Origin of the sequence: Streptomyces glaucescens (assembly GCF_000761215.1) — a bacterium.
GTDB lineage: Bacteria > Actinomycetota > Actinomycetes > Streptomycetales > Streptomycetaceae > Streptomyces > Streptomyces glaucescens_B.
This window is the reverse complement of record NZ_CP009438.1, coordinates 6,404,319-6,425,756: the sequence shown is the minus strand read 5'-3', so window position 1 is coordinate 6,425,756 and position 21,438 is coordinate 6,404,319. Positions and strand designations below refer to the sequence as shown.

Genomic DNA, 21,438 nt, shown 5'->3' with positions numbered 1-21,438 from the left:
CCTCATTCCCGGAAGTCCGTCCGGCCGTCACAAGGGAGCAAGGCGTTGTCCACCGTCATCGAGCAGCCCGTCGAGGCCCGCCTCGTCGCCGCCGCGCCGCGGATGCCGAGCATCCCGGCCACGCTGTACTACGACCGGCGCGATCCGTTCGCGGTTCGGATGACCTTCCCGGCCCAGGCCACCCTGGAGGGCGTGGAGGTCTGCTGGACGTTCTCCCGCGAACTCCTCGCCGCGGGCCAGGAGGGCCCCGAGGGCCAGGGAGACGTCCGCGTGCGGCCGTACGGCTACGACCGCACGGTCCTGGAGTTCCACGCCCCCGAGGGCACCGCCGTGGTGCACGTCCACTCGGCCGAGATACGCCGCTTCCTGGAGGCGACGCACCGGCTGGTGCCCGAGGGCCTGGAGGACGCGCACCTGGACCTGGACCACGATCTCGCGGTGCTGATGCGGGACGCCTGCTAGGGGGTGCCCCCGAGCAGCGCGTTCAGCTCGCCGTAGCCGAGCCCGTCGGCCAGCGTGTTGTAGGTCCCCGCGCCCAGCAGCTCCCGCGCGGCGCGGCGGACCAGGGCGTGCGCGGCCTGGGCCAGGGCGGCGCCCACGCTCACCCGCGCGACGCCCAGCGCGGCCAGCTCCGCCACGGACGGCGCGCCGGGGCCGGCCAGCACGTTCAGCGGCCCGTCGACGCCCTCGGCGAGCAGTTCCACCGTCCCCGGGTCGACGGCCCCGGGGACGAAGATCCCGTCGGCGCCCGCGGCGAGGAAGGCCGCGGCCCGCTCCAGCGTGGCGTCCACTCCCCCCGCGCCGCACAGGAAGGTGTCCACGCGCGCGTTGACGAACAGCGGCACACCAGCCTCGTCCGCCGCCGCGCGGGCGGCGGCTATCCGCTCGGCCTGCTCGGCCACCGGGCGCAGCGGGCCCCGGCCGGGCACGTGCAGCGCGTCCTCGATGTTGATCCCGACGGCGCCTGCCGCGAGCACCGCGCGGACGGTGCCGGCGACGCCCGCCGCGTCCGCCGCGTAGCCGCTCTCGATGTCGGCGCTCACCGGCACCCGGACCGCGCTCGCGACGGCCGCGACGGCGGTCAGTGCCCGGTCGCGCTCCAGGCGGTCGCCGTCGGGCGCGCCCAGCTCCCAGGCGAGTCCGGCGCTGGTGGTGGCCACGGCGGCGGCACCGGCCTGCTCGACGAGACGGGCGCTGGCCCGGTCCCAGGCGTTGGGCAGGACCAGCGGCCTGCCGGGGACGTGCAGGGACCGGAAGACGAGGGCGCGGTCGCGCAGGGAGGTGTCGTGGGTCATGGCACTCACTCAAGCAGCCCGCGCGCAGGCCGGTCCGGCAGGAATCCGACGTGATCGTGAAGGGGTCGCAGCGGAGGGGCGGCGGGGCGCGCGGGAAAACCGTTGACACTGCGCAGCCGCTCTCGTACGGTGTATGGCGTTCCTGTTGCCGCCGATTGGAGAAGGACGTTGCTCCTCTGAGGTCCTGAGACACCACGTCACACACGATCCGTGTGTGCGTCGCGTGCGACCTCGGCGTCGAGCCGTCCTTGCGGTGCAGGGTTTTTTTCCTTTTCTCCCCGTGCCTTCGCGGACCCCTCCCCCGGTCGCCGCTCCCCGGTGTCTCGACACGCGTTGCTCCTGACCGCATCAAGCAACCGCGAGGCCCGTATGCATACTTCCCTCACCTGTACCTCCCTGTCCTTCACCTGGCCCGACGGCACCTCCGTCTTCGACGGCCTGGACGCCTCCTTCGGTCCCGGCCGCACCGGGCTCGTCGGCGTCAACGGGTCGGGGAAATCCACCCTGTTGAAGCTGATCGCCGGGGAACTGACCCCCACCGACGGCAGCGTGCGCGCCGCGGGCCGGGTCGGTTACCTCCCGCAGAACGTCACGCTGGACACCGCCCTGCGGGTCGACGAGGCACTGGGCATCGCCGCCCGGCGCGCCGCCCTGCACGCCATCGAGGCCGGTGACGTGTCCGAGCGGCACTTCGAGACGGTCGGCGACGACTGGGACGTCGAGGAACGGGCGCTGGCGACCCTCGGCGAACTCGGCCTCGGCCACATCGGCCTCGACCGCACCATCGGCGAGGTGTCCGGTGGCGAGTCGGTGCTGCTGCGGCTGGCCGCGCTGCTGCTCGACCGGCCGGACGTCCTGCTGCTGGACGAGCCGACCAACAACCTCGACCTGTACGCCCGCCGCCGGCTGTACACGGCCGTCGAGTCCTGGCCGGGGGTGATGGTCGTGGTCAGCCACGACCGCGAACTCCTCGACCGCGTCGACCAGATCGCCGATCTGCGCTCCGGCGAGATCACCTGGTACGGCGGCAACTTCTCGGCCTACGAGGAGGCGCTCGCCGCCGAACAGGAGGCGGCCGAGCGCATGGTGCGGGTCGCCGAGGCGGACCTGCGCAAGCAGAAGCGGGAGCTGTCGGACGCCCACATGAAGCTGGCCCGCCGCAAGCGGTACGGCCAGAAGATGTGGGACAGCAAGCGTGAACCCAAGATCGTCATGGGGGCGCGCAAGCGCGCGGCTCAGGTCTCCGCCGGCAAGCACCGCATCATGCACGAGGAGAAGCTGGCCGAGGCCAGGGAACGGCTCGACGAGGCGGCGGAGGCCGTACGGGACGACGACGAGATCCGCGTCGACCTGCCGCACACCGCCGTGCCCGCGGGCCGGACCGTGCTCACCCTGCGCGACCTGGAACTGGCCTACGGCGCGCGCGTGGCGGGCGGTTACGACCTGCACGGCCCGGAACGGATCGCGCTGATCGGGCGCAACGGGGCGGGCAAGACCACCCTGCTGCGCACCATCGCCGGGGAACTGGCGCCGGTGTCCGGGGAGGCGACGGCGCACGTGCCGCTGCGGTTCCTGCCGCAGCGCCTCGACGTCCTCGACGGTGAGCTGACGGTCGCCGAGAACGTGGCCCGGTTCGCGCCGGACGCCACGAACAACCGGATCCGGGCGCGGCTGGCCCGGTTCCTGTTCCGGGGTGCCCGAGCCGACCAGAAGGCGGGCACCCTGTCCGGCGGCGAGCGCTTCCGGGCGGCGCTGGCCGCGCTGATGCTGGCGGAACCGGCCCCGCAGCTGCTGATGCTGGACGAGCCGACGAACAACCTGGACATGGCGAGCGTGCGGCAGCTCACCACCGCCCTGGAGTCGTACGAGGGGGCGCTGATCGTGGCCAGCCACGACCTGCCGTTCCTGGAGTCCCTCGGAATCACCCGCTGGCTGCGACTGGACGGAGAACTCACGGAAATCACGCCAGAGGCTGTCGGGTATCCCTCCTAGCGTCGGAGGCATGAGCGAGTTCATCAGCATCGTCGGAGCCCGGGAGAACAACCTCAAGGACGTCACGCTCCGCATCCCGAAGGGCCGGCTGACCGTGTTCACCGGCGTCTCGGGATCGGGGAAGTCGTCGATCGTGTTCGACACCATCGCGGTCGAGTCGCAGCGCCAGCTCAACGAGACCTTCACGTGGTTCGTGCGCAACCGGCTGCCCAAGTACGAGCAGCCGCACGCGGACGCCCTGGAGGACCTGTCGCCCGCGATCGTCGTCGACCAGAAGCCGGTCGGGGGCCATTCGCGGTCCACGGTCGGCACCATGACCGACGTCTACTCGGTGCTGCGGGTGCTGTTCTCCCGGCACGGCACCCCCAGCGCCGGACCGGCCACGGCGTACTCGTTCAACGACCCGTCGGGCATGTGCCCGCGCTGCGACGGTCTGGGCCGGACCGTGCAGCCCGCCTGGGACCGGATCCTCGACCCGGCCAGGTCCCTGGCGGACGGCGCGATCCTGTTCCCGCCGTTCGCGGTGGGCACCTGGCACGGGAAGACGTACACCAACGCGGCGGAGCTGGACGCCCACAAGCCGGTCGGCGAGTTCACCGCCGCCGAGCGGGAGTTCCTGCTGCGCGGGCGCGGCACGAAGGTCACCGTCGACGGCAGTGGCGGCTCCTGGGCACACGACTACGAGGGCCTGGCCGACCGGTTCGAACGGCTCTATCTGAAGCGGGACCTGTCCGCGCTCAGCCAGAAGACCCGCGACCTCGTCGCGCGGTTCCTGGTCGAGGACACCTGCCCGCAGTGCGCGGGGGCACGGCTCAACGCCGCCGCGCTCGCCACCCGGATCGACGGCCTGTCCATCGCCGACTGCGCCCGGATGCAGGTCGGCGACCTGATCGGGGTGCTGGAGGGGATCCGCGATCCGGTGGCCCGGCCGATCGCGCGGGCCGCGGTCGCCGCACTGGAGCGCATCGAGGCGATCGGGCTCGGCTACCTCAGTCTGGACCGGGAGACGGCCACCCTCTCCGGGGGCGAGGGCCAGCGCCTGAAGACCGTGCGCCACCTGGGCTCCAGCCTGACCGGGATGACGTACATCTTCGACGAGCCCAGCGTCGGGCTGCACCCGCGCGACGTCGGCCGGCTCGGCGATCTGCTGCTGCGGCTGCGCGACAAGGGCAACACGGTGCTGGTCGTCGAGCACGACCCGGACGTCATCGCGCTCGCCGACCACGTGGTCGACATGGGCCCCCGCGCGGGCGCCGACGGGGGCCGGGTCGTCTTCGAGGGGACCCCGCGCGAGCTGGCCGGGTCCGGGACGCTGACCGGGCGGTGCCTGGGACGCCGTACGACGGTGAAGACGCGTGTCCGCGAGGCGGCCGGCGAGCTGTGGGTCAAGGGCGCCGGCCGGCACAACCTGCGGGACGTCACCGTCCGGTTCCCGGCCGGGGTGCTCACGGCGGTGACCGGTGTCGCCGGGTCCGGGAAGAGCACACTGGTCGCCGAGCTGACCGAGGCGCACCCGGAGGCCGTGGTCGTCGACCAGTCGTCCATCGGCATCTCCGCGCGGTCGACGCCCGCGACCTACCTGGGGGTGATGGACACCGTACGGCGGCTCTTCGCACGGGAGACGGGCGCCGACCCGGGCCTGTTCAGCTTCAACTCCGCGGGCGCCTGCGACACCTGCGGGGGCCGCGGGGTGATCTACACGGACCTCGCCTTCATGGACCCGGTGACGACCACGTGTCACACCTGCGAAGGACGGCGGTTCCGGGAGGAGGTGCTGCGGCTGACCGTGGGCGGCCACTCCGTCGCGGACGTGCTGGAGATGACCGCCGAGCAGGCCCTGGAGTTCTTCGCGGACTCCGGCGTACGGCGGCGGCTGCGCGCCCTGCGCGACGTGGGCCTGACCTACCTGACCCTCGGTCAGCCGCTGTCGACGCTCTCCGGCGGCGAACGCCAGCGGATCAAGCTGGCGACCCGGCTGCACCGCACCGGGGCGGTCTACGTCCTCGACGAGCCGACGACCGGGCTGCACATGTCGGACGTCGACGGACTGCTGGCGCTGCTCGACCGGCTGGTCGACGCGGGCAACACGGTCGTGGTCGTCGAGCACAACCTCGACGTGGTGGCCCACGCCGACTGGGTGGTGGACCTCGGCCCGGGCGGTGGCCGGGACGGTGGCCGCGTGGTGTTCGAGGGGACCCCGGGCGAGCTGCTGCGGGCGGAGGGGTCGTTCACCGGCGAGCACCTGCGGCGGGTCACGGGGGCGCGCTGAGGCGGCGGGCAGGCGCCGATGGGGCGCGGGGCGGCGACGGCAGACGACGGGGGCGCGGACCGTGGGGAGGGCGGCACCCGTCCGCGCCCGGCCGGCCGGCCGTCCGACAATGGGCCTGCATGATGTGCGCCGGCACCCGACGGGTTTCGGCCACGCCCAGAACCACCCATCCGATACGGAGACCCTCGTGCCCAGCAAGAAGGCCCTCATCCGCCGTCCCAGCCCCCGCCTGGCCGAAGGCCTCGTCACGCACGTCGCACGTACGGAGGTCGACCTCGACCGCGCGGTGAAGCAGTGGGAGGCGTACGCGGAGGCGCTGCGCACCCACGGCTGGGAGACCGTCGAGGTCGACCCCGCCGACGACTGTCCCGACTCGGTGTTCGTCGAGGACACCGTGGTGATGTACAAGAACGTCGCCCTGATCACCCGGCCCGGCGCGCAGTCCCGGCGCGCCGAGACCATCGCGGTCGAGGAGACCGTGGCGAGCCTCGGCTGCTCGGTGAACTGGATCTGGGACCCCGGCACCCTGGACGGCGGCGACGTCCTGAAGATCGGCGACACCATCTACGTGGGCCGCGGCGGCCGTACCAACGCGGCGGGCGTGCAGCAGTTGCGGGCCGCCTTCGAGCCCCTGGGCGCGCGGGTGGTGTCCGTCCCGGTGAGCAAGGTGCTGCACCTGAAGTCGGCGGTCACGGCGCTGCCGGACGGGACGGTGATCGGGCGCATCCCGCTGATGGACACGCCGTCGCTGTTCGGGCGTTTCCTGCACGTGCCGGAGGACTCCGGGTCCCACGTGGTGCTGCTCGGCGGTCACAAGCTGCTGATGGCGGCCAGCGCCCCGAAGACCGCCGAGTTGTTCGCCGACCTCGGCTACGAGCCGGTGGTCGTCGACATCGGCGAGTTCGAGAAGCTGGAGGGCTGTGTGACATGCCTCTCGGTGCGGCTGCGCGAGCTGTACGCCTGACCGGATGATCCGCTCACCGGTCCAGCCCGGGACCTGCGCGTCCCGGGGCTTTTCCGGTTGCCGGAACAACCCGCGAGCAGGGCCCTGATCAGCGCTCTTTACGGCGGCCTTAGGCGACGGCTTCGTAACCTACGGATTCGTAGCCTACGATCCCGTAGGTTCCGGCGCCGCCCGCCGGGGCACCTGTATGTCTCAAAGCCCGTCCCCCTGGAGTACCCGTGACGATGACCTCTCCCCACCTCGGCAGTCCCTCCGTCTGGACCGACGCACGGCTGCTGTACGCCTTGGAGGAAGTGGTCGAGAAGGAACTCAACCGTCACCTGAAGGTCGCCAAGGACTGGATGCCGCACGAGTACGTGCCGTGGTCCGACGGCCGCAACTTCCCCGGCCTCTTCGAGGACGGCGAGGCCTGGGACAAGGAGCAGTCCAAGGTGACCGAGATCGGCCGGATCGCCCTCGTGGTGAACCTGCTGACCGAGGACAACCTGCCCAGCTACCACCACGAGATCGCCAGCCTGTTCGGCCGGGACGGCGCCTGGGGCACCTGGGTGCACCGCTGGACCGCCGAGGAGGGCCGGCACGGCATCGTCATGCGCGACTACCTGCTCACCTCGCGCGCGGTGGACCCGGACAAGCTGGAGCAGTTCCGCATGTCCCACATGAGCGAGGGCTTCGAGTCGGACAACCGGCACTCGATGCTGCACTCGATCGCCTACGTCGCCTTCCAGGAACTCGCCACCCGCATCTCCCACCGCAACACCGGCCACCAGTCCGGCGACCCGGTCTGCGACCGCATGCTGGCGCGGATCGCCACCGACGAGAACCTGCACATGGTGTTCTACCGGAACCTGCTCAAGGCGGCCTTCGAGCTGGCGCCCGACCTCACCATGCAGGCCGTGCGCGACGTCGTCGTCAACTTCCGCATGCCCGGGCACGGCATCCCCGGGTTCGAGCGGGCCGCCGCGCAGATGGCCATCGGCGAGGTGTACAACCTGCGCATCCACCACGACGACGTGCTCCAGCCGGTGCTGCGCTTCCTGAAGGTCCTGGAGATCGACGGGCTCGGCCCGGAGGGCCTCAAGGCGCAGGAGGAACTGGGCCTGTTCATGAACGGCCTGGACTCCGAGGCGTCGAAGTTCGACGAGAAGCTGGCGGCCCGCAAGGCGCGGATGGCCGCCCGCGCGGCCCTGTAACCGCGCGCGGGGAGCACGGCGGCCGGCGCCGGCCGTGGTCATGCCGCGCTGTGCGGTGTTGTAGGCGGCCCGGTGCGGGCACAGCCGGTGGCGGAAGGGGCCGACCCGGCGGCGGGGCGACGCGCGGACATGGCGGCCCTACGGCCCGTGGAAGACGTCGCCGGTGCCCGGCGCGGCCAGTGGTGCGTCCTCATACCGGTCGCCCACCCCGGTTCCGGTGGCGGCCGTCACGGTGGCGTCGGCGGCCTGGACTCAGGTGCCGCGTGGCTTGCTGCTGCGCAGCCGGCCGTCGCGGGCGAAGGCGGCGGCCTGTCCGGTGTGCAGCCGGACGGGTCGTCGACGGGCCGGGCACACCGCCTGGCCACCACCCGGTGGAAGGCCATCGGCTCCCCGTCCGTGACGGCGTCCGTGTACGCGCCCGTGTCCGTGTCCGGTCCGTCAAGCACCCACCGCGGTGTTCCGCGCCCGAGGACGGCGAGCGGGTGATCCCGGGCTCCCCCGGTTCCGCTTCAGTGCGAGGTGCGGCGCAGCCGCAGGCGTTCCTTCTCCGACAGGCCGCCCCAGACGCCGAAGCGCTCGTCGTGGGTGAGGGCGTACTCGAGGCAGGCGGCCCGCATCTCGCACATGCCGCAGATGCGCTTCGCCTCGCGCACCGAGCTGCCGGGCTCGGGAAAGAAGAAGTCCGCACCGGTCTGCGCGCACAGGGCCTGCGCCTGCCAGACGGGGGTGGCCGGGGTGATGGTTTCGAGCTGCATGGCCGAGAGCCTGCCGGACGGCGAAAAACGTTCGATCAACGCCGGATCAACGCGGCGTTCCAGGGCCTCCGGCCGCCCCGATGATGCCCCGCGCGGGGTGCCCGGCGCACGGCGGCGCGCGCAGACACCGAAACCGGCGAAAACCACGGCGGTCACCACGAGTGACCACCGGTGGGTGTTCCGGCGGCGGTTGCCGGTGGGCGGTGCCAGACTCGGCAGAGCAGGCAACGGGACCCTTCCGAGGAGGGCGAAGATGCTCACCACCCGTTTCGCCGACGGCGCCCCGAACTGGGTCGACGTCGGCACTCCCGACATCGAGGGCGCCGCCTCGTTCTACGGCGGTCTGTTCGGCTGGCGCTTCCGGTCGGCGGGGCCCGGGGCCGGCGGGTACGGCTTCTTCCAGCTCGACGGCCGTATGGTGGCCGGCGGGATGCGGGCCGCCCCGGAACAGGGTCCGCCCTCCTGGACGGTCTACTTCCGGAGCCCGGACGCGGAGGCCACCACGCGGGCGGCCGAACAGGCGCACGGCGGTGTGCTGCTGCGGCCCATGGAGGTGAGGGACGAGGGCCGGATGGCGATCCTCTCCGACAAGGCGGGCGTGCCGTTCGGCATCTGGCAGCCCGGCCGGACCGCGGGCATCGACGTGGCGGGCGAGCCCGGCTCGCTGTGCTGGGTGGAGCTGTACACGGCGGACCTGCCGGCCGCCGCCGCGTTCTACCGCGCGGTGCTGGGCCTGGAGACCTTCGGCGTCCCGTTCCCCGGCGGCGTCTACACCACGGTCAATCCCGCGGGCGGCGGCGAGGACTCCATGTTCGGCGGCATGGTGCCGCTGGCCGACGATCCGACGGAGGCGGACGCGGGCCCCTGCTGGCTGCCGTACTTCGAGGCCGAGGACGCCGACGCCACCGTCGCCGAGGCCGAGCGGCTGGGCGGCACGGTCCGCATGCCCGCCACCGACATGCCCGACGTCGGCCGCATCGCCAAGCTCGCCGACCCGTACGGCGCCCGCTTCGCCGTGATCACGAGCGCACCGCCGCGGGAGTGAGTGAGCCGGAGCGGCGCCCGGCCGGGTGACGCGCGGGCGCGCCGGGTACCGCGCGGCGTGACGGGTCCCGCGCGGGTACGGGCGCCCGTCAGGCGGAGGCCCGCCGGATCAGCGTCGTGGGCAGCACGACACCGGCAGCGGCGTCCGCTTCGGCGCCGTCGCCGCCCGGCGCGCCGGGGCCGGGGCGGTGCAGCAGCATGCGGGCCATCAAGCGGCCCATCTCCTCGATGTCCTGACGGACGGTCGTCAGCGGCGGGTCGGTCTGTTCCGCCAGGGGCAGCATGTCGTCGAAGCCGATCACCGCGACGTCGTCGGGGACGCGCCGGCCGCGCTCCCGCAGCACCCGCAGGGCACCCGCGGCGGTCAGGTCGTTGGCGGCGAACACGGCGTCCAGGCCGGGAACCCGGTCCAGGAGCGCGCGCATGGCCCGCTCCCCGCCGCCCGGTGTGAAGTCGCTCTCCACGACCAGCAGGGGCTCCGCGTGGCCCACCACGTCCCGGTAGCCGTCGAGGCGGTCCGCCGCCGAGGTCTGGTCGAGCGGGCCGGTGATGTGCGCGATGCGTGTGCGGCCCAGGTCCGCGAGGTGGCGTACGGCCGCGCGGGCGCCGCCGCGGTTGTCGCTGTCGACGTAGGCGGCCCGTCCCGCGCCGTCGCTCCAGCCGGGCCGCCCGCCGAACACCGTCGGCACCCCGGCGTGCCGGATGAGGCCGGGCAGCGGGTCGTCGAGGTGCAGGGAGAACACCAGCGCGCCGTCGACATGGCCGCCGGCCAGGTAGCGGGCCACGCGCGCGTGGTCGTCGCGGCCCTCCGTGAGCAGCAGCACCAGCTGGTTGTCGTGGGCGGTCAGTTCCTTGCTGATGCCCCGCAGCTGCCGCGCGAAGAACGGGTCGGCGAAGACCCGGTCCTCCGGTTCGGCGATGACGACGGCGACCGCGTCGTGCCGCCTGGTCACCAGGCTGCGGGCCGCCTGGTTGGGGACGTAGCCGAGTTCCTCCACCGCCTGCCGGACCCGCTCCACGAGGGGCTCGCGGACCCCCTCCCCGCCGTTGACCACCCGCGACACGGTGGCCCGGGACACGCCCGCCCGCGCGGCCACGGCCTCCAGCGTGGGTCGCGACGCTGCCTCGGTCACTTCGGGACTCCTCCTCGGCGGTTGCCGAAAAGGATAACCAGGCGGGTCCGGCCCGGGCGCGGGGCCCGTGGCACCGGTGGGCGGGCCCGGCCGGCCCGCGGCGCCCGTCAGTGGCCGTGCTCGTGTCCGGTCGCCGGCCCTGACCCGCGAACGGTGCCGGAGCCGTGCGGCTCGTGGGGGTCGTGCGGCTCGTACCCGGGGATCGTGCCGTCCGGTTTCCGTACCAGGAACAGCCCCACCATCCCCATGTCGGAGTGGCTCTGCACGTGGCAGTGGTACATCCAGGCGCCGGCTCCGACGCCCTCCCCCGCGACGACCTGGAACCCGAAGGAGTCCGCCGGGCCGACGATCTTGTTGTCGATGACCTGGCTGGGGTCGTCGGGGCCGGTCAGCATGCCGGTGCGGTTGTCGGCCCAGCGATGTCCGTGCAGGTGGAAGGTGTGGTAGTACTCACCGTGCGTGATCATCACGAACTCGACCCGGTCGCCGACCGTCGCCTCGAAGTCCGGCCCGGTGTGCGGGGGCCGGTTGTTGACGGTCATGTCGTTGAAGACGATGGTGTGGGTCCGGTCCGGCAGGATGTCGCCCTTGCGCCGGACGATCACCGGTCCGTACAGGCCCTTGCGGATGCCGCCGGTGCCGTGTTCGGTGCCGACCACGTGGTCGTGGTAGTGCCAGTAACCGGCGCTGCCCGCCCGCCAGGTGCCGTCCTTGCGGCGGCCCGGGGCGTGGGTGCGCCAGGTGTAGGTGCGGGTGCCGCCGGGTTCGACGTCGCTCCCGTTCTGCCTGGTGCCGTCGCTGGAGATCTCGTAGTCGAGACCGTGGACGTGCAGGCTCACGGGCACGTCCATGGTGTTCTCGAAGTCGATGTGCAGGGTGTCGCCCTCGTTCAGCTCGATCAGCGGTCCCGGGATCGTCGCCTCGCCCCGTTCGAGTCCGTAGCCCATCTGCCCGTCGGCGAGTCGCTCGGCGTACAGCCGGACGCGTTTCACCTCCCCGCCGGCCGGGGCCGTCCTCACCGCTTCACCGGCGCCGCTGGCCTCGGGCGCCGCCGCGAGGGACAACGATGTCGCGGCGGCCGCCGCGCCGCCCAGGAGGACCCGCCGGTTGAACCCACGTCTGTCCATGCCGAACTCCCCACTCCGGTACGGGAGTCGAGACGGTAGCGGGGCGCACCGGGTTTATCCACACCCAGGACAAAGTTCGTTCGATCCCGGTCGTACCTATTGGCGGGCCGCGCAAAGAGGTCTAGCTTCCTTGGCGCTGTTGCCGTGACCGACGAGGGGTGGGTGACCACATGCGGTCCACACCGCACCAAAGTCCCAGGAAACGACGACGGTTGGGCACCGGCGCACGCGCCGCGCCGGCCGTCCTGACCGCCGGTCTGCTCACCGCCGGCCTGCTGTCCGGTCCCGCCGCGAGTGCGCGCCCGGAACCGGAACCGTCCCTGACAACGATGTCCGTGAAGTCGCCCCCGGGCGGCGCGAACGTACGGGTGCTGATCTTCCACGGTTCCGCGGCCCCCGGGGACGAGTCCCCGCTGGTGAACGCCGGGATCGAGGCGATCGAACGGATCGGGCTGTCCGGCCCGGTGGACCAGCGCTTCAAGGTCGAGGCCACCGACGACGCCTCGGTCTTCACCGACGGAACCAGGCTGGGACGGTTCAACGCGATCGTGTTCCTCACCGGGGGCGGCGACGTCCTCGACCCCGAGCAGGAAGCGGGTCTGGAGGCGTACATGGAAGCGGGCGGGGGGTTCGTCGGCATCCACGACGCGGCCCGCGCGGAGCCGTACTCGGCGTGGTTCACCGGGCTGATCGGCGCCCGCCCGGCCTCCGCGAGCCCCGCCGACGTGCAGCGGGCCACGGTGGAGGCCGGCGACCGCCTGCACCCGGCCACCAGGGACCTGCCGGTGCAGTGGAAACGGCCCGACCGGTGGCTGAACTGGGTGAAGAACCCCTCCGGCACGGTGCACACGGTCGCCCGGGTCCGGGAGTCCACGTACCGGCCCGGCACCGGTGCGGCCGGCTGGGACCATCCCGTCAGCTGGTGCCGTGACTACGACGGCGGCCGCTCCTTCTACACCGGCATGGGCGGCACCGTGTCGTCGTACGACGAGACCGACTTCCGCGCCCATCTGCGCGGCGCCCTGCTGTGGACCACCCGGTTGGTGCGCGCCGACTGCAAGGCCACCATCGACGGCAACTACCGGGCCGAACGGCTGACCAAGCCCAACCAGCCCGGCCGCAACGACCAGATCGGCGAGCCGCACGGCCTGGTCACCGCCCCGGACGGGCGGGTCTTCTACATCGGCCGCGGCGGCGCCGACTCCTCCCAGCCGGTGATCACCGACTGGAACGACCCGGACATCGGCAAGGGCAGGGGCGAGATCCACGTCTACGACCCGAGGACCGGGCAGGTCACCCTGGCGGGCGCGCTGACCGTCTTCGGGAACAAGGGCGGCGGAGACGAGCTGGTCAAGGTCGAGGAGGGCCTGCTCGGCATCGAACTCGACCCCCGCTTCGAGGAGAACGGCTGGGTGTACCTGCACTACACGCCGCACTCCGGGATCGACCGCGAGACCCGGACGGCGAAGCGGCGCGTCTCCCGCTTCACCCTCGACCGGGCCACGGACAGGCTGGACCCGGGCAGTGAGAAGGTGCTGCTCGAGTGGCCGGTGCAGATCCACAGCTGCTGCCACGCGGGCGGCGGGATGGCCTGGGACTCCAGGGGCAACCTGTACATCGCGACCGGCGACAACAACTCCAGCCGCTTCAGCGACGGTTACTCCGGCAACAACCCGGAGCCCGCCTACAAGGGCGTGTCCTTCGCCGACGCGCGCCGCACCGCCGGCAACACCAACAACCTCAACGGCAAGATCCTGCGCATCCATCCGGAGCCCGACGGGACGTACACCCTCCCCGAGGGGAACCTCTTCACGGGCGAGGAGACCGACGAGGGCGGCGGCAAGACCCGCGGCGAGATCTATGTGATGGGCGTCAGGAACCCGGCGCGCATCTTCGTCGACAAGACCACCGACGTCCTCTACGCGGGCTGGGTCGGCCCGGACGCCTCGGCGCCGTCGCCGGTGTGGGGTCCGGCGAAGTACGACACGTTCGCCGTGATCACCGAGGCGGGCAACCGCGGCTGGCCGTACTGCATGGGCAACAAGCAGCCGTACCGGGACCGGAACCTGCCGGACCCGTCGAAGCCGCTCGGCTGGTACGACTGCGACCGGCCGAGGAACGAGTCCCCGAACAACGACGGCCTGGTGAACCTGCCGCCGGTCACCGGCAACAACATCTGGTACTCCCCGCAGGGCGGCGGACCGGACTTCCCGCGCGACGCCGCCGGGATCCCGTCGTACCGGCTGGAGGACGCCGCCTACCGGCTGCCGTGGCTCAAGGGCGGCGGGCAGGCCGCGATGAACGGGCCGGTCTACCGGCGCGCCGCCGTCACGCCCGGCAGTGACGTGGCCTGGCCCGCCTACTGGGACGGCAAGTGGTTCATCGGCGACTTCTACGACGCCGACCAGCCCCGCAACGCCGTACTGATGGACCCGAGGACGCAGGGCGACGGCGGACTGCCGGTGCACTCCGAGTCGCTGAAGAAGATCGTCCCGGTCGGCAACGACGGCATCAAGAACCTGATGGACTGGAAGTTCGGTCCGGACGGCGCGCTGTACGTGCTCGACTACGGCCGCGGCTTCTTCACCTCGGACGCCAAGTCCGCCCTGTGGCGGGTGACCTACACCGGCGGCGGTCCCACGCCGGCCGCCGGCCAGCTGGCGAGGGGGGCGCAGTCGTGAGAACCGTACGACGCCCGCGGAGGACGGTGGCCGCCCTGCTGGCGGGGCTGCTCCTGCTGCTCGGAGTGCAGTCGGCCCCGGCGGCGGCCGGGCGGAGCGAACCGCCCGCCGCGCCCGCCGCCCCATCGGCCGCCCAGGTGCTCACCTGGACGGCCGGGGACGACATCACCAAGTACACCTCGGCGCCCGCGACCGCGGTGGCGGGCCGGGCGACGATCGTCTTCGAGAACAGCGCGGCCACCGGCAACACCACCGGCATGCCGCACACCCTCACCTTCGCGACCGGCGACCCCGAGTTCAACGGCGACGTCCCGCTGAACATCCTGGCCGGCCCGAACGACGACGCGGGCGGCCGGCACACCGCCGAGGTCACGCTCACCCCGGGCCGTTACTTCTACCACTGCACCATTCCCGGCCACGGGTCCATGCAGGGCATCCTCGTGGTGACGGAGGGCAGCGGCGAGGACACGACCCCGCCCGAGGTCACGGCGGAGGTCTCCGGGACGCGGAACGCGCAGGGGCAGTACGTCGGGTCGGCCGGCGTCGGCATCCGGGCGACGGACGAGGACGGCGGGTCGGGAGTCGACCGCATCCAGTACGCGTTCGGCGCCTCGGGTGGTGACTGGCTCCCGTACACCGCCCCCGTCGTCGTCGACCGGGTCGGCACCCACACCGTCCGCTACCGCGCCTACGACAGGGCCGGCAACGTCTCCGCCGAGAAGACCGCCGAGTTCACCGTCGTCGCCCCGCCGAGCGACGACACTACCCCGCCGGACACCTCGGCCACGGTCGGCGGCGAACGCAATCCCGACGGCACCTACACCGACATGGCCACGGTCACCGTCACCGCCTCGGACACCGGGTCCGGGGTGAACACCATCGAGTACGCGATCGGCGCGTCCGGCGCCTGGCAGCCGTACACCGCCCCGGTGATGGTGCACCAGGCCGGCACCCACACCGTCCGCTACCGGGCCACCGACAAGGCGGGCAACGCGGCGGCGGAGAAGAGCGTCACGTTCACGGTGGTGGCCGCGCCCCCGCGGGACACCACCCCACCGGTCACCGGGGTGACCGTCGACGGTGCGCGGAACTCCGACGGCGCCTACGTCAGCCGGGCCACGGTGACGGTGAGCGCCGCCGACCCGGGCGGGTCGGGGGTCGACCGCATCGAGTACGCACTCGACGGCGGGCCGTACCTCGCGTACGGCACACCGCTGGTCGTGGACCGCGCCGGCGCCCACACCGTCGCCTACCGCGCCACCGACAAGGCGGGCAACACCTCCCCGGCCCGCACGGTGAGCTTCACCGTCGTCCCCGGCCAGGTCCCGGCGCCGGGCTGCCCGGAGTACGACGAACGCCTCACCGTCATCGTCGGCACCGTGGACTCGGGCGTGCCCAACCGGGTCACGGACAACCGCTGCCGGATCAACGAGCTGATCGAGGACGAGAAGCAGTGGTCCTCGCACGCGCTGTTCCTCAAGCACGTGAAGACGGTCCTGGACACGCTGTTGCGCGAGGGGGTCATCGACCAGCGCGAGTACGACGCGATCCAGCGGGCGGCGCGCCGGTCGGGCATCGGCAGTCCCGGCCAGACCGACGGCTACCAGAAGATCTTCGACGGCAGCGCGCAGTCGTTCGCCGCCTGGCAGCACGTCGGCGGCGGCTCCTTCGCCCTGAACCCCGACGGGTCGATGACCAGCGGCACCGGCAGGGCGGGCCTGGGCATGCTGTGGTTCCCGCAGCGCAAGTACGGGGACTTCTCGCTGCGCCTGCAGTGGCGGGACGACGCGCCCGGCACCGGCAACGCCAACTCCGGTGTCCTCGTGCGCTTCCCGTGGGTCCACGACCACCCCGAGGAGCCGCGTCCGGAGTGGGTCGCCATCAAGTTCGGCCACGAGGTGCAGGTGCTCGACCGGCCGGACGGGGACCTGTACAAGACGGGCTCGGTGTACGGCTTCGACCGGGTGGGGCTCGCGGGCGCCGGTGTCACCCAGAAGGGCACCTGGAACGACTACGAGATCCGCGTGGTGGACCAGCACTACTCGGTCTACCGCAACGGTGTGCTGATCAACGAGTTCGACAACCTCGGCGGCCAGGAGTTCACCCCGCCCCGCGCGGACGACCCGGGCACCGACGGACGGCGGTACGCCTCCGGCCACATCGGGCTCCAGGTCCACGGCACGAGCGATGTGATCTCCTACCGGGACATCAGGATCAGGGAGTTGTAGCCCGGTCCTGGAGGCCGCGGCTCAGCTCTTCCTCGCCCTGCTCGGCTGTACCCGCTTGGGCTCCCCCGGCATCTTCGGATACTCGGGCGGGTACGGCAGGTCGCCCAGGCCGTGGTCGTGCTCGTCGCGGCGGGCCAGGTCGAGCAGGGCGTCCAGGGAGTAGCGGTGCTCGTCCATGTCCGCGTGCACGTCGCCGGCCTCGGCGAAGCGCGCGGGCATGGTCGTCAGGTCGAAGTCCCGGGGGTGCGCGACCCCGACCTCCTCCCAGCGCAGCGGCGCGGAGACGGGGGCGTGCGGGCGGGGCCGTACGGAGTAGGCGGAGGCGATGGTCCGGTCCCGGGCCGTCTGGTTGTAGTCGACGAAGATCTTCCGGCCCCGCTCCTCCTTCCACCACTTGATGGTCACCTGCTCCGGCATCCGCCGTTCCAGCTCCCGGCCGACGGCGATGGCGGCGCGCCTGACCTGGGTGAAGGTCCAGCGCGGCTCGATGGGCACGAAGACGTGCAGTCCGCGCCCCCCGGACGTCTTCGGGAATCCGCGCAGCCGGCCGAACTCGTCGAGGACGGCGCGCAGTTCGTGGGCGGCGCGGGCCGCGTCGTCGTAGTCGGTGCCGGGCTGCGGGTCGAGGTCGATGCGCAGTTCGTCGGGGTGGTCGACGTCGTCGCGGCGGACCGGCCAGGGGTGGAAGGTGAGGGTGCCGTACTGGGCGGCCCACACCACCGCGGCCTCCTCGGTGGGGCACATCTCGTCGGCCGTGCGTCCGCTGGGGAAGGTGATGTGGGCGGTGGGGATCCAGTCGGGCATGCTCTTGGGCGCCCGCTTCTGGTAGAACCACTCGCCGCTCACCCCGTCGGGGTAGCGCTCCAGGGTGGTGGGCCGGTTCCGCAGGGCGCGCAGGATCCCGGGGCCGACGGCGGTGTAGTACCGGGCGAGGTCCAGCTTGGTGAAGCCGCGTTCCGGGAAGAAGACCTTGTCCGGGTTGGTCAGCCGCACGGTCCGGCCGGCCACCTCGAGTTCCACCGCTTCGCCCATGGAGCCACGGTAGACACACCTCCCGTTCCTCGCATACCGGGCATCGCCGTCCGTATGGGAGCAGAATCGGACCATGGATCTGCCGGTCATGCCCCCCGTGAAGCCGATGCTCGCCAAGTCCGTGGCGAAGATCCCGCCGGGTATGCAGTACGAGGCGAAGTGGGACGGGTTCCGGGCGATCGTGTTCCGGGACGGCGCCGAGGTGGAGCTGGGCAGCCGTACCGGTAAGCCGCTGACCAGGTATTTCCCCGAGCTGGTGGCGGCGCTCGCGGAGCGGCTGCCGCAGCGGTGCGTGCTGGACGGGGAGATCGTGATCGCCCGGGAGGGGCGGCTGGACTTCGACGCGCTCACGGAGCGGATCCACCCGGCGGACTCCCGGGTGCGGATGCTGGCGGAGCGGACGCCGTCCTCCTTCGTCGCCTTCGACCTGCTGGCCCTGGATGCCGAGTCGCTGCTGGACGTGCCGCAGGTGGACCGGCGGGCGCTGCTGGTCAGGGCGCTGGACGCGGTGGCTCCCCCGGTGCACGTGGCGCCGGCGACGACGGACATCGAGGTGGCGCGGCGGTGGTTCGAGCAGTACGAGGGCGCGGGTCTGGACGGGGTGGTCGCCAAGCCGCTGAACCTGCGCTACCGCCCGGACGAGCGCGCCATGTACAAGATCAAGCACGAGCGGACGGCGGACGTCGTCGTGGCGGGCTACCGCCTCCACAAGAGCGGCCCGGTGGTCGGCTCGCTGCTGCTCGGGCTGCACGACGACCGGGGCGTCCTCCAGCACGTGGGCGTGTCGGCGGCGTTCCCGATGAGGCAGCGGGCGGAGCTGGTGGCGGAGCTGGAGCCGCTGCGGATGACGGACGTCCGGGGGCATCCGTGGGCTGCCTGGGCGGAGGAGGCCGCGCACGAGTCGGCGCGGCTGCCCGGCGCGCCGAGCCGCTGGTCGTCCAAGAAGGACCTGTCGTGGGTTCCGCTGCGACCCGAGCGGGTCGCGGAGGTGGCGTACGACCACATGGAGAACGGGGCCAGGTTCCGGCACACGGCCCGGTTCCGGCGCTGGCGCCCCGACCGGACGCCGGAGAGCTGCACCTACGCCCAGCTGGAGGAACCGGTGCGGTACGACCTCGCGGAGATTTTCGGCGAGCGGTGACCGGCCGGGGCAGCCGGGCTCCCTGCGGGGTGGTGAGGGCCCCGGTTGCGGTGGCCGCCTCCCTCCCGGCTCCGGTGGCCGTCCCGCGCGGTCACGGCTGCATCAGCACCTTCACCGCGCCGTCGCGCTTGCGCTGGAACATCTCGTAGGCGTGCGGGGCGTCGTCCAGCGGCACCCGGTGGGTGGCGAAGTCGTCGACGCCGAGCGGGTCCTCGTCGGTGAGGTAGGGGATGATCTCGTCGGTCCAGCGCCGCACGTTGGCCTGCCCCATGCGGATCTGGAGCTGCTTGTCGAAGAGGGTGAGCATCGGCAGCGGGTCGGCCATGCCGCCGTACACGCCGACGAGGGAGAGGGTGCCGCCGCGGCGGACCAGTTCGATCGCGGTGTTCAGGGCGGCGAGCCGGTCCACGCTGAAGCGTTCCGCCAGCGGGGCTCCGATGGCCCTGGGCAGCATCGCGGCGGCCTGCTGGGTGAGCTTGGCGGCGGCGCTGCCGTGCGCCTCGGTGCCGACCGCGTCGATCACGGCGTCGGGGCCGCGCCCGTCGGTCTCGTCGCGGATCGCGGCGACCAGCTCCTTCTCGCTGTCGAAGCTCCGCAGGTCGTACGTCTCCACGCCGCGCGCCCGGGCCCGCTCCAGCCGCTCGGGGACCAGGTCGACGCAGAACACCCGCCCGGCGCCGCGCACCTGGGCGACCCGGCAGGCCATGTCGCCGATCGGTCCCAGACCGAGCACGGCGACACTGCCGCCCTCGGGGACGTCGGCGTAGGCGACCGCCTGCCAGGCGGTGGGCAGCACGTCGGAGAGGTAGACGAAGCGGTCGTCGGGCGGGCCCTCGGGGACCTTGATGGGTCCGAACTGGGCCTGCGGAACGCGCAGGTACTCCGCCTGGGCGCCGGGGACCGCCCCGTACAGGCGGGTGTAGCCGAACAGGGCGGCGCCCATGCCCTCGCCGTGGACCTGGGTGGTCTCGCACTGGGTGGGCAGCGCGTTGAGGCACATCCAGCAGTTGCCGCAGGCGATCTGGAACGGGACGACGACCCGGTCGCCGGCCATCAGGTCCGGCACTCCCGCGCCGACCTCCTCGACGATGCCCATGGGCTCGTGGCCGAGGATGTCACCGGGGGTCATGAACGGGGTGAGCACCTCGTACAGGTGCAGGTCGGAGCCGCACAACCCCGAAGAGGTGATGCGGATGACCGCGTCGGTCGGCTCCTCGATCCGCGGATCGGGCACGGTCTCCACGCTGATCTTCCGCCTGCCCTGCCATGTCACTGCCCTCATCGTCCGCGCTCCCTCGTCTCGCGCCCGGGGGCCTGTCGCTGTCCGGCGCCCCGGGTACCCGGACGGCATCGGCCGAACCGTGCGCCTGCGCCGATCGGTGCATTCCGCACACGCCACACGAGCCATCCGGCGCGAGGCCACGCGGGGCGTCCCGAACGACCGGGTATGGCCACCGATGTGCGGACAAGCGCACAATCGATGACACGGGACGGGACGGGTGGCCACGGTGGGCACAGCACGAGGAGCGCGCCGGGAGCGCGCCGGCACGACGGCGGTCCTGCCGGTGGTCGTGCTGACGGCGGTCCTGGCGGTGGGGTGCACCACGCGCGGCGACGACCCGTCCGACGACGGTCGGGGACCGGACCGCAGGCCGACGGGCACGGCGAGCGCGCAGCCCCGGACGGCCGGCCCGGCCGCGCTGGCCGTGAAGATCGACAACGTCGGTCCGGCCCGTCCCCACACCGGGCTGAACGCGGCGGACGTCGTCTACGTCGAGCAGGTCGAGGGCGGGCTGAGCCGGCTGATGGCGCTCTACGCGACCCGCCTGCCCGACGTCGTGGGCCCGGTGCGCAGCGCCAGGGAGTCCGACCTGGAACTGCTGCGCCAGTTCGACCGGCCGACACTCGCCTTCTCCGGGGCGCAGCGCACGCTGCTGCCGCTGATCGACGAGGCGCCGCTGCGCGCCGAACCGCCCGGCCGTACGCCCCGCGCCTGGTTCCGGGGTGCCGGCCGGCCCGCCCCGCACGACCTCTTCCTCCGCCCCGGCGCACTGCTGCCCGCCGCTCCGGGCCCCGCCGCGCTGACCACCGGCTTCCGGTACGGCGCCGCGCCCGCCGGCGGCAGGGAGGTGGCCTCTCGGACGGTGACGTACCCGTCGGCCCGGTTCACCTTCACCTGGTCCGGGAGCCGGGACCGCTGGCTGGTGTCGATGGACGGCCGGCCGGCCACCACCACCGACGCGGGCCGTGTGGCGCCGGCGACGGTCGTCGTGCAGTACGTGAAGCTGCGCCGCTCCGGCTACTTCGACGCGCTCGGCAACAACACGCCGTTCACCGAGACGGTGGGCTCGGGCCGGGCCGAGGTCCTGCGCGACGGCAAGGTCCACGAGGTGCGCTGGAAGCGGGCGACGGCGGCCGGAGGGACCGCGTTCACGACGAACGACGGCGCCCCGGTGAGGTTCGCCGCCGGCCAGGTGTGGGTGGTCTTCGCCGCGGCCTGACCGCGGGTCGGGACGGTGCGCCGGGGGCTGCCCCCGCGGGACGGCCGGAGCCCGGGCCGTCCCGGGCCGGCGCCGACCGCCCC

General features: G+C 72.7%; 16 protein-coding genes. 10 read left to right on the top strand and 6 right to left on the bottom strand.

Annotated features, from left to right (window positions below; translation table 11 throughout):
- Window positions 1–45: 45 nt before the first annotated feature.
- Window positions 46–462 carry an SsgA family sporulation/cell division regulator gene (locus tag SGLAU_RS27745; protein WP_043505259.1) on the top strand — a complete coding sequence of 139 codons (417 nt, stop codon included), beginning with the start codon at window positions 46–48 and terminating at the stop codon, window positions 460–462.
- On the opposite strand, the gene SGLAU_RS27740 is transcribed toward SGLAU_RS27745, so the two are convergent.
- Entirely contained in the window at window positions 459–1,295 is an 837-nt protein-coding gene (locus SGLAU_RS27740) for an isocitrate lyase/PEP mutase family protein (protein ID WP_043505258.1), read from the bottom strand. The genes SGLAU_RS27745 and SGLAU_RS27740 overlap by 4 nt on opposite strands.
- A 369-nt stretch (window positions 1,296–1,664) precedes the next feature.
- On the opposite strand from SGLAU_RS27740, the gene SGLAU_RS27735 reads away from it, so the two are divergent.
- From SGLAU_RS27735 to SGLAU_RS27720, 4 genes are all read left to right on the top strand, one after another.
- Entirely contained in the window at window positions 1,665–3,287 is a 1,623-nt protein-coding gene (locus SGLAU_RS27735; RefSeq protein ID WP_043505256.1) for an ABC-F family ATP-binding cassette domain-containing protein, read from the top strand.
- 10 nt (window positions 3,288–3,297) lie between these two features.
- Window positions 3,298–5,556, top strand: a complete 2,259-nt coding sequence (locus SGLAU_RS27730; protein WP_043505255.1) for an ATP-binding cassette domain-containing protein — start codon at window positions 3,298–3,300, stop codon at window positions 5,554–5,556.
- A 187-nt stretch (window positions 5,557–5,743) separates the two neighbouring features.
- Window positions 5,744–6,520 carry a dimethylargininase gene (gene ddaH / locus SGLAU_RS27725; RefSeq protein ID WP_043505254.1) on the top strand — a complete coding sequence of 259 codons (777 nt, stop codon included), beginning with the start codon at window positions 5,744–5,746 and terminating at the stop codon, window positions 6,518–6,520.
- Window positions 6,521–6,738: 218 nt separating this feature from the next.
- Window positions 6,739–7,713, top strand: coding sequence for an acyl-ACP desaturase (locus SGLAU_RS27720; RefSeq protein WP_043505252.1), 975 nt, complete (start codon window positions 6,739–6,741; stop codon window positions 7,711–7,713).
- Window positions 7,714–8,222: 509 nt separating this feature from the next.
- Here SGLAU_RS27720 and SGLAU_RS27715 read toward each other — a convergent pair.
- The gene (locus SGLAU_RS27715; RefSeq protein WP_052413921.1) at window positions 8,223–8,468 is read right to left on the bottom strand and encodes a WhiB family transcriptional regulator; all 246 of its coding nucleotides are present in this window, start codon (window positions 8,466–8,468) and stop codon (window positions 8,223–8,225) included.
- A 253-nt stretch (window positions 8,469–8,721) separates the two neighbouring features.
- Between SGLAU_RS27715 and SGLAU_RS27710 the strand changes: the two genes are divergently transcribed.
- Window positions 8,722–9,513: a VOC family protein gene (locus tag SGLAU_RS27710; protein WP_043505250.1), complete on the top strand. Its 792-nt coding sequence runs from the start codon at window positions 8,722–8,724 to the stop codon at window positions 9,511–9,513.
- 88 nt (window positions 9,514–9,601) lie between these two features.
- Here the strand turns inward: SGLAU_RS27710 and SGLAU_RS27705 are convergent, their stop codons facing one another.
- Together SGLAU_RS27705 and SGLAU_RS27700 are read right to left on the bottom strand one after the other, a co-directional pair.
- The gene (locus SGLAU_RS27705) at window positions 9,602–10,645 is read right to left on the bottom strand and encodes a LacI family DNA-binding transcriptional regulator (protein WP_043505249.1); all 1,044 of its coding nucleotides are present in this window, start codon (window positions 10,643–10,645) and stop codon (window positions 9,602–9,604) included.
- Window positions 10,646–10,752: 107 nt separating this feature from the next.
- On the bottom strand, window positions 10,753–11,772 hold the full coding sequence (locus SGLAU_RS27700; RefSeq protein WP_052413920.1) for a multicopper oxidase domain-containing protein: 1,020 nt from the start codon (window positions 11,770–11,772) through the stop codon (window positions 10,753–10,755).
- Between the two features lie 170 nt (window positions 11,773–11,942).
- Between SGLAU_RS27700 and SGLAU_RS27695 the strand changes: the two genes are divergently transcribed.
- Complete coding sequence (locus SGLAU_RS27695) at window positions 11,943–14,453, top strand: ThuA domain-containing protein (protein WP_208868952.1); 2,511 nt, start codon at window positions 11,943–11,945, stop codon at window positions 14,451–14,453.
- The gene (locus SGLAU_RS27690) at window positions 14,450–16,681 is read left to right on the top strand and encodes an OmpL47-type beta-barrel domain-containing protein (RefSeq protein WP_078957927.1); all 2,232 of its coding nucleotides are present in this window, start codon (window positions 14,450–14,452) and stop codon (window positions 16,679–16,681) included. Before SGLAU_RS27695 ends, SGLAU_RS27690 begins: the two co-directional genes overlap by 4 nt.
- Window positions 16,682–16,702: 21 nt before the next feature.
- Here SGLAU_RS27690 and ligD read toward each other — a convergent pair whose 3' ends face one another.
- Window positions 16,703–17,713, bottom strand: a complete 1,011-nt coding sequence (gene ligD / locus SGLAU_RS27685; RefSeq protein ID WP_043505247.1) for a non-homologous end-joining DNA ligase — start codon at window positions 17,711–17,713, stop codon at window positions 16,703–16,705.
- A 73-nt stretch (window positions 17,714–17,786) separates the two neighbouring features.
- Between ligD and SGLAU_RS27680 the strand changes: the two genes are divergently transcribed.
- Window positions 17,787–18,854 carry an ATP-dependent DNA ligase gene (locus tag SGLAU_RS27680; RefSeq protein ID WP_043505245.1) on the top strand — a complete coding sequence of 356 codons (1,068 nt, stop codon included), beginning with the start codon at window positions 17,787–17,789 and terminating at the stop codon, window positions 18,852–18,854.
- A gap of 91 nt (window positions 18,855–18,945) precedes the next feature.
- Here the strand turns inward: SGLAU_RS27680 and SGLAU_RS27675 are convergent, their stop codons facing one another.
- Window positions 18,946–20,136, bottom strand: coding sequence for a zinc-dependent alcohol dehydrogenase (locus tag SGLAU_RS27675; protein ID WP_043505244.1), 1,191 nt, complete (start codon window positions 20,134–20,136; stop codon window positions 18,946–18,948).
- Window positions 20,137–20,362: 226 nt separating this feature from the next.
- Between SGLAU_RS27675 and SGLAU_RS27670 the strand changes: the two genes are divergently transcribed.
- Complete coding sequence (locus SGLAU_RS27670) at window positions 20,363–21,355, top strand: DUF3048 domain-containing protein (protein WP_412556250.1); 993 nt, start codon at window positions 20,363–20,365, stop codon at window positions 21,353–21,355.
- Window positions 21,356–21,438: the final 83 nt, after the last annotated feature.

Excerpts from the sequence above, each read along its gene's own strand:
- SGLAU_RS27710 (WP_043505250.1), top strand. The coding sequence starts at position 8,722 with ATGCTCACCACCCGTTTCGCCGACGGCGCCCCGAACTGGGTCGACGTC.
- SGLAU_RS27715 (WP_052413921.1), bottom strand. The coding sequence starts at position 8,468 with ATGCAGCTCGAAACCATCACCCCGGCCACCCCCGTCTGGCAGGCGCAG.
- SGLAU_RS27740 (WP_043505258.1), bottom strand. The coding sequence starts at position 1,295 with ATGACCCACGACACCTCCCTGCGCGACCGCGCCCTCGTCTTCCGGTCC.
- ligD (WP_043505247.1), bottom strand. The coding sequence starts at position 17,713 with ATGGGCGAAGCGGTGGAACTCGAGGTGGCCGGCCGGACCGTGCGGCTG.
- SGLAU_RS27695 (WP_208868952.1), top strand. The coding sequence starts at position 11,943 with ATGCGGTCCACACCGCACCAAAGTCCCAGGAAACGACGACGGTTGGGC.
- SGLAU_RS27730 (WP_043505255.1), top strand. The coding sequence starts at position 3,298 with ATGAGCGAGTTCATCAGCATCGTCGGAGCCCGGGAGAACAACCTCAAG.
- SGLAU_RS27680 (WP_043505245.1), top strand. The coding sequence starts at position 17,787 with ATGGATCTGCCGGTCATGCCCCCCGTGAAGCCGATGCTCGCCAAGTCC.
- SGLAU_RS27700 (WP_052413920.1), bottom strand. The coding sequence starts at position 11,772 with ATGGACAGACGTGGGTTCAACCGGCGGGTCCTCCTGGGCGGCGCGGCG.
- SGLAU_RS27675 (WP_043505244.1), bottom strand. The coding sequence starts at position 20,136 with ATGAGGGCAGTGACATGGCAGGGCAGGCGGAAGATCAGCGTGGAGACC.
- SGLAU_RS27735 (WP_043505256.1), top strand. The coding sequence starts at position 1,665 with ATGCATACTTCCCTCACCTGTACCTCCCTGTCCTTCACCTGGCCCGAC.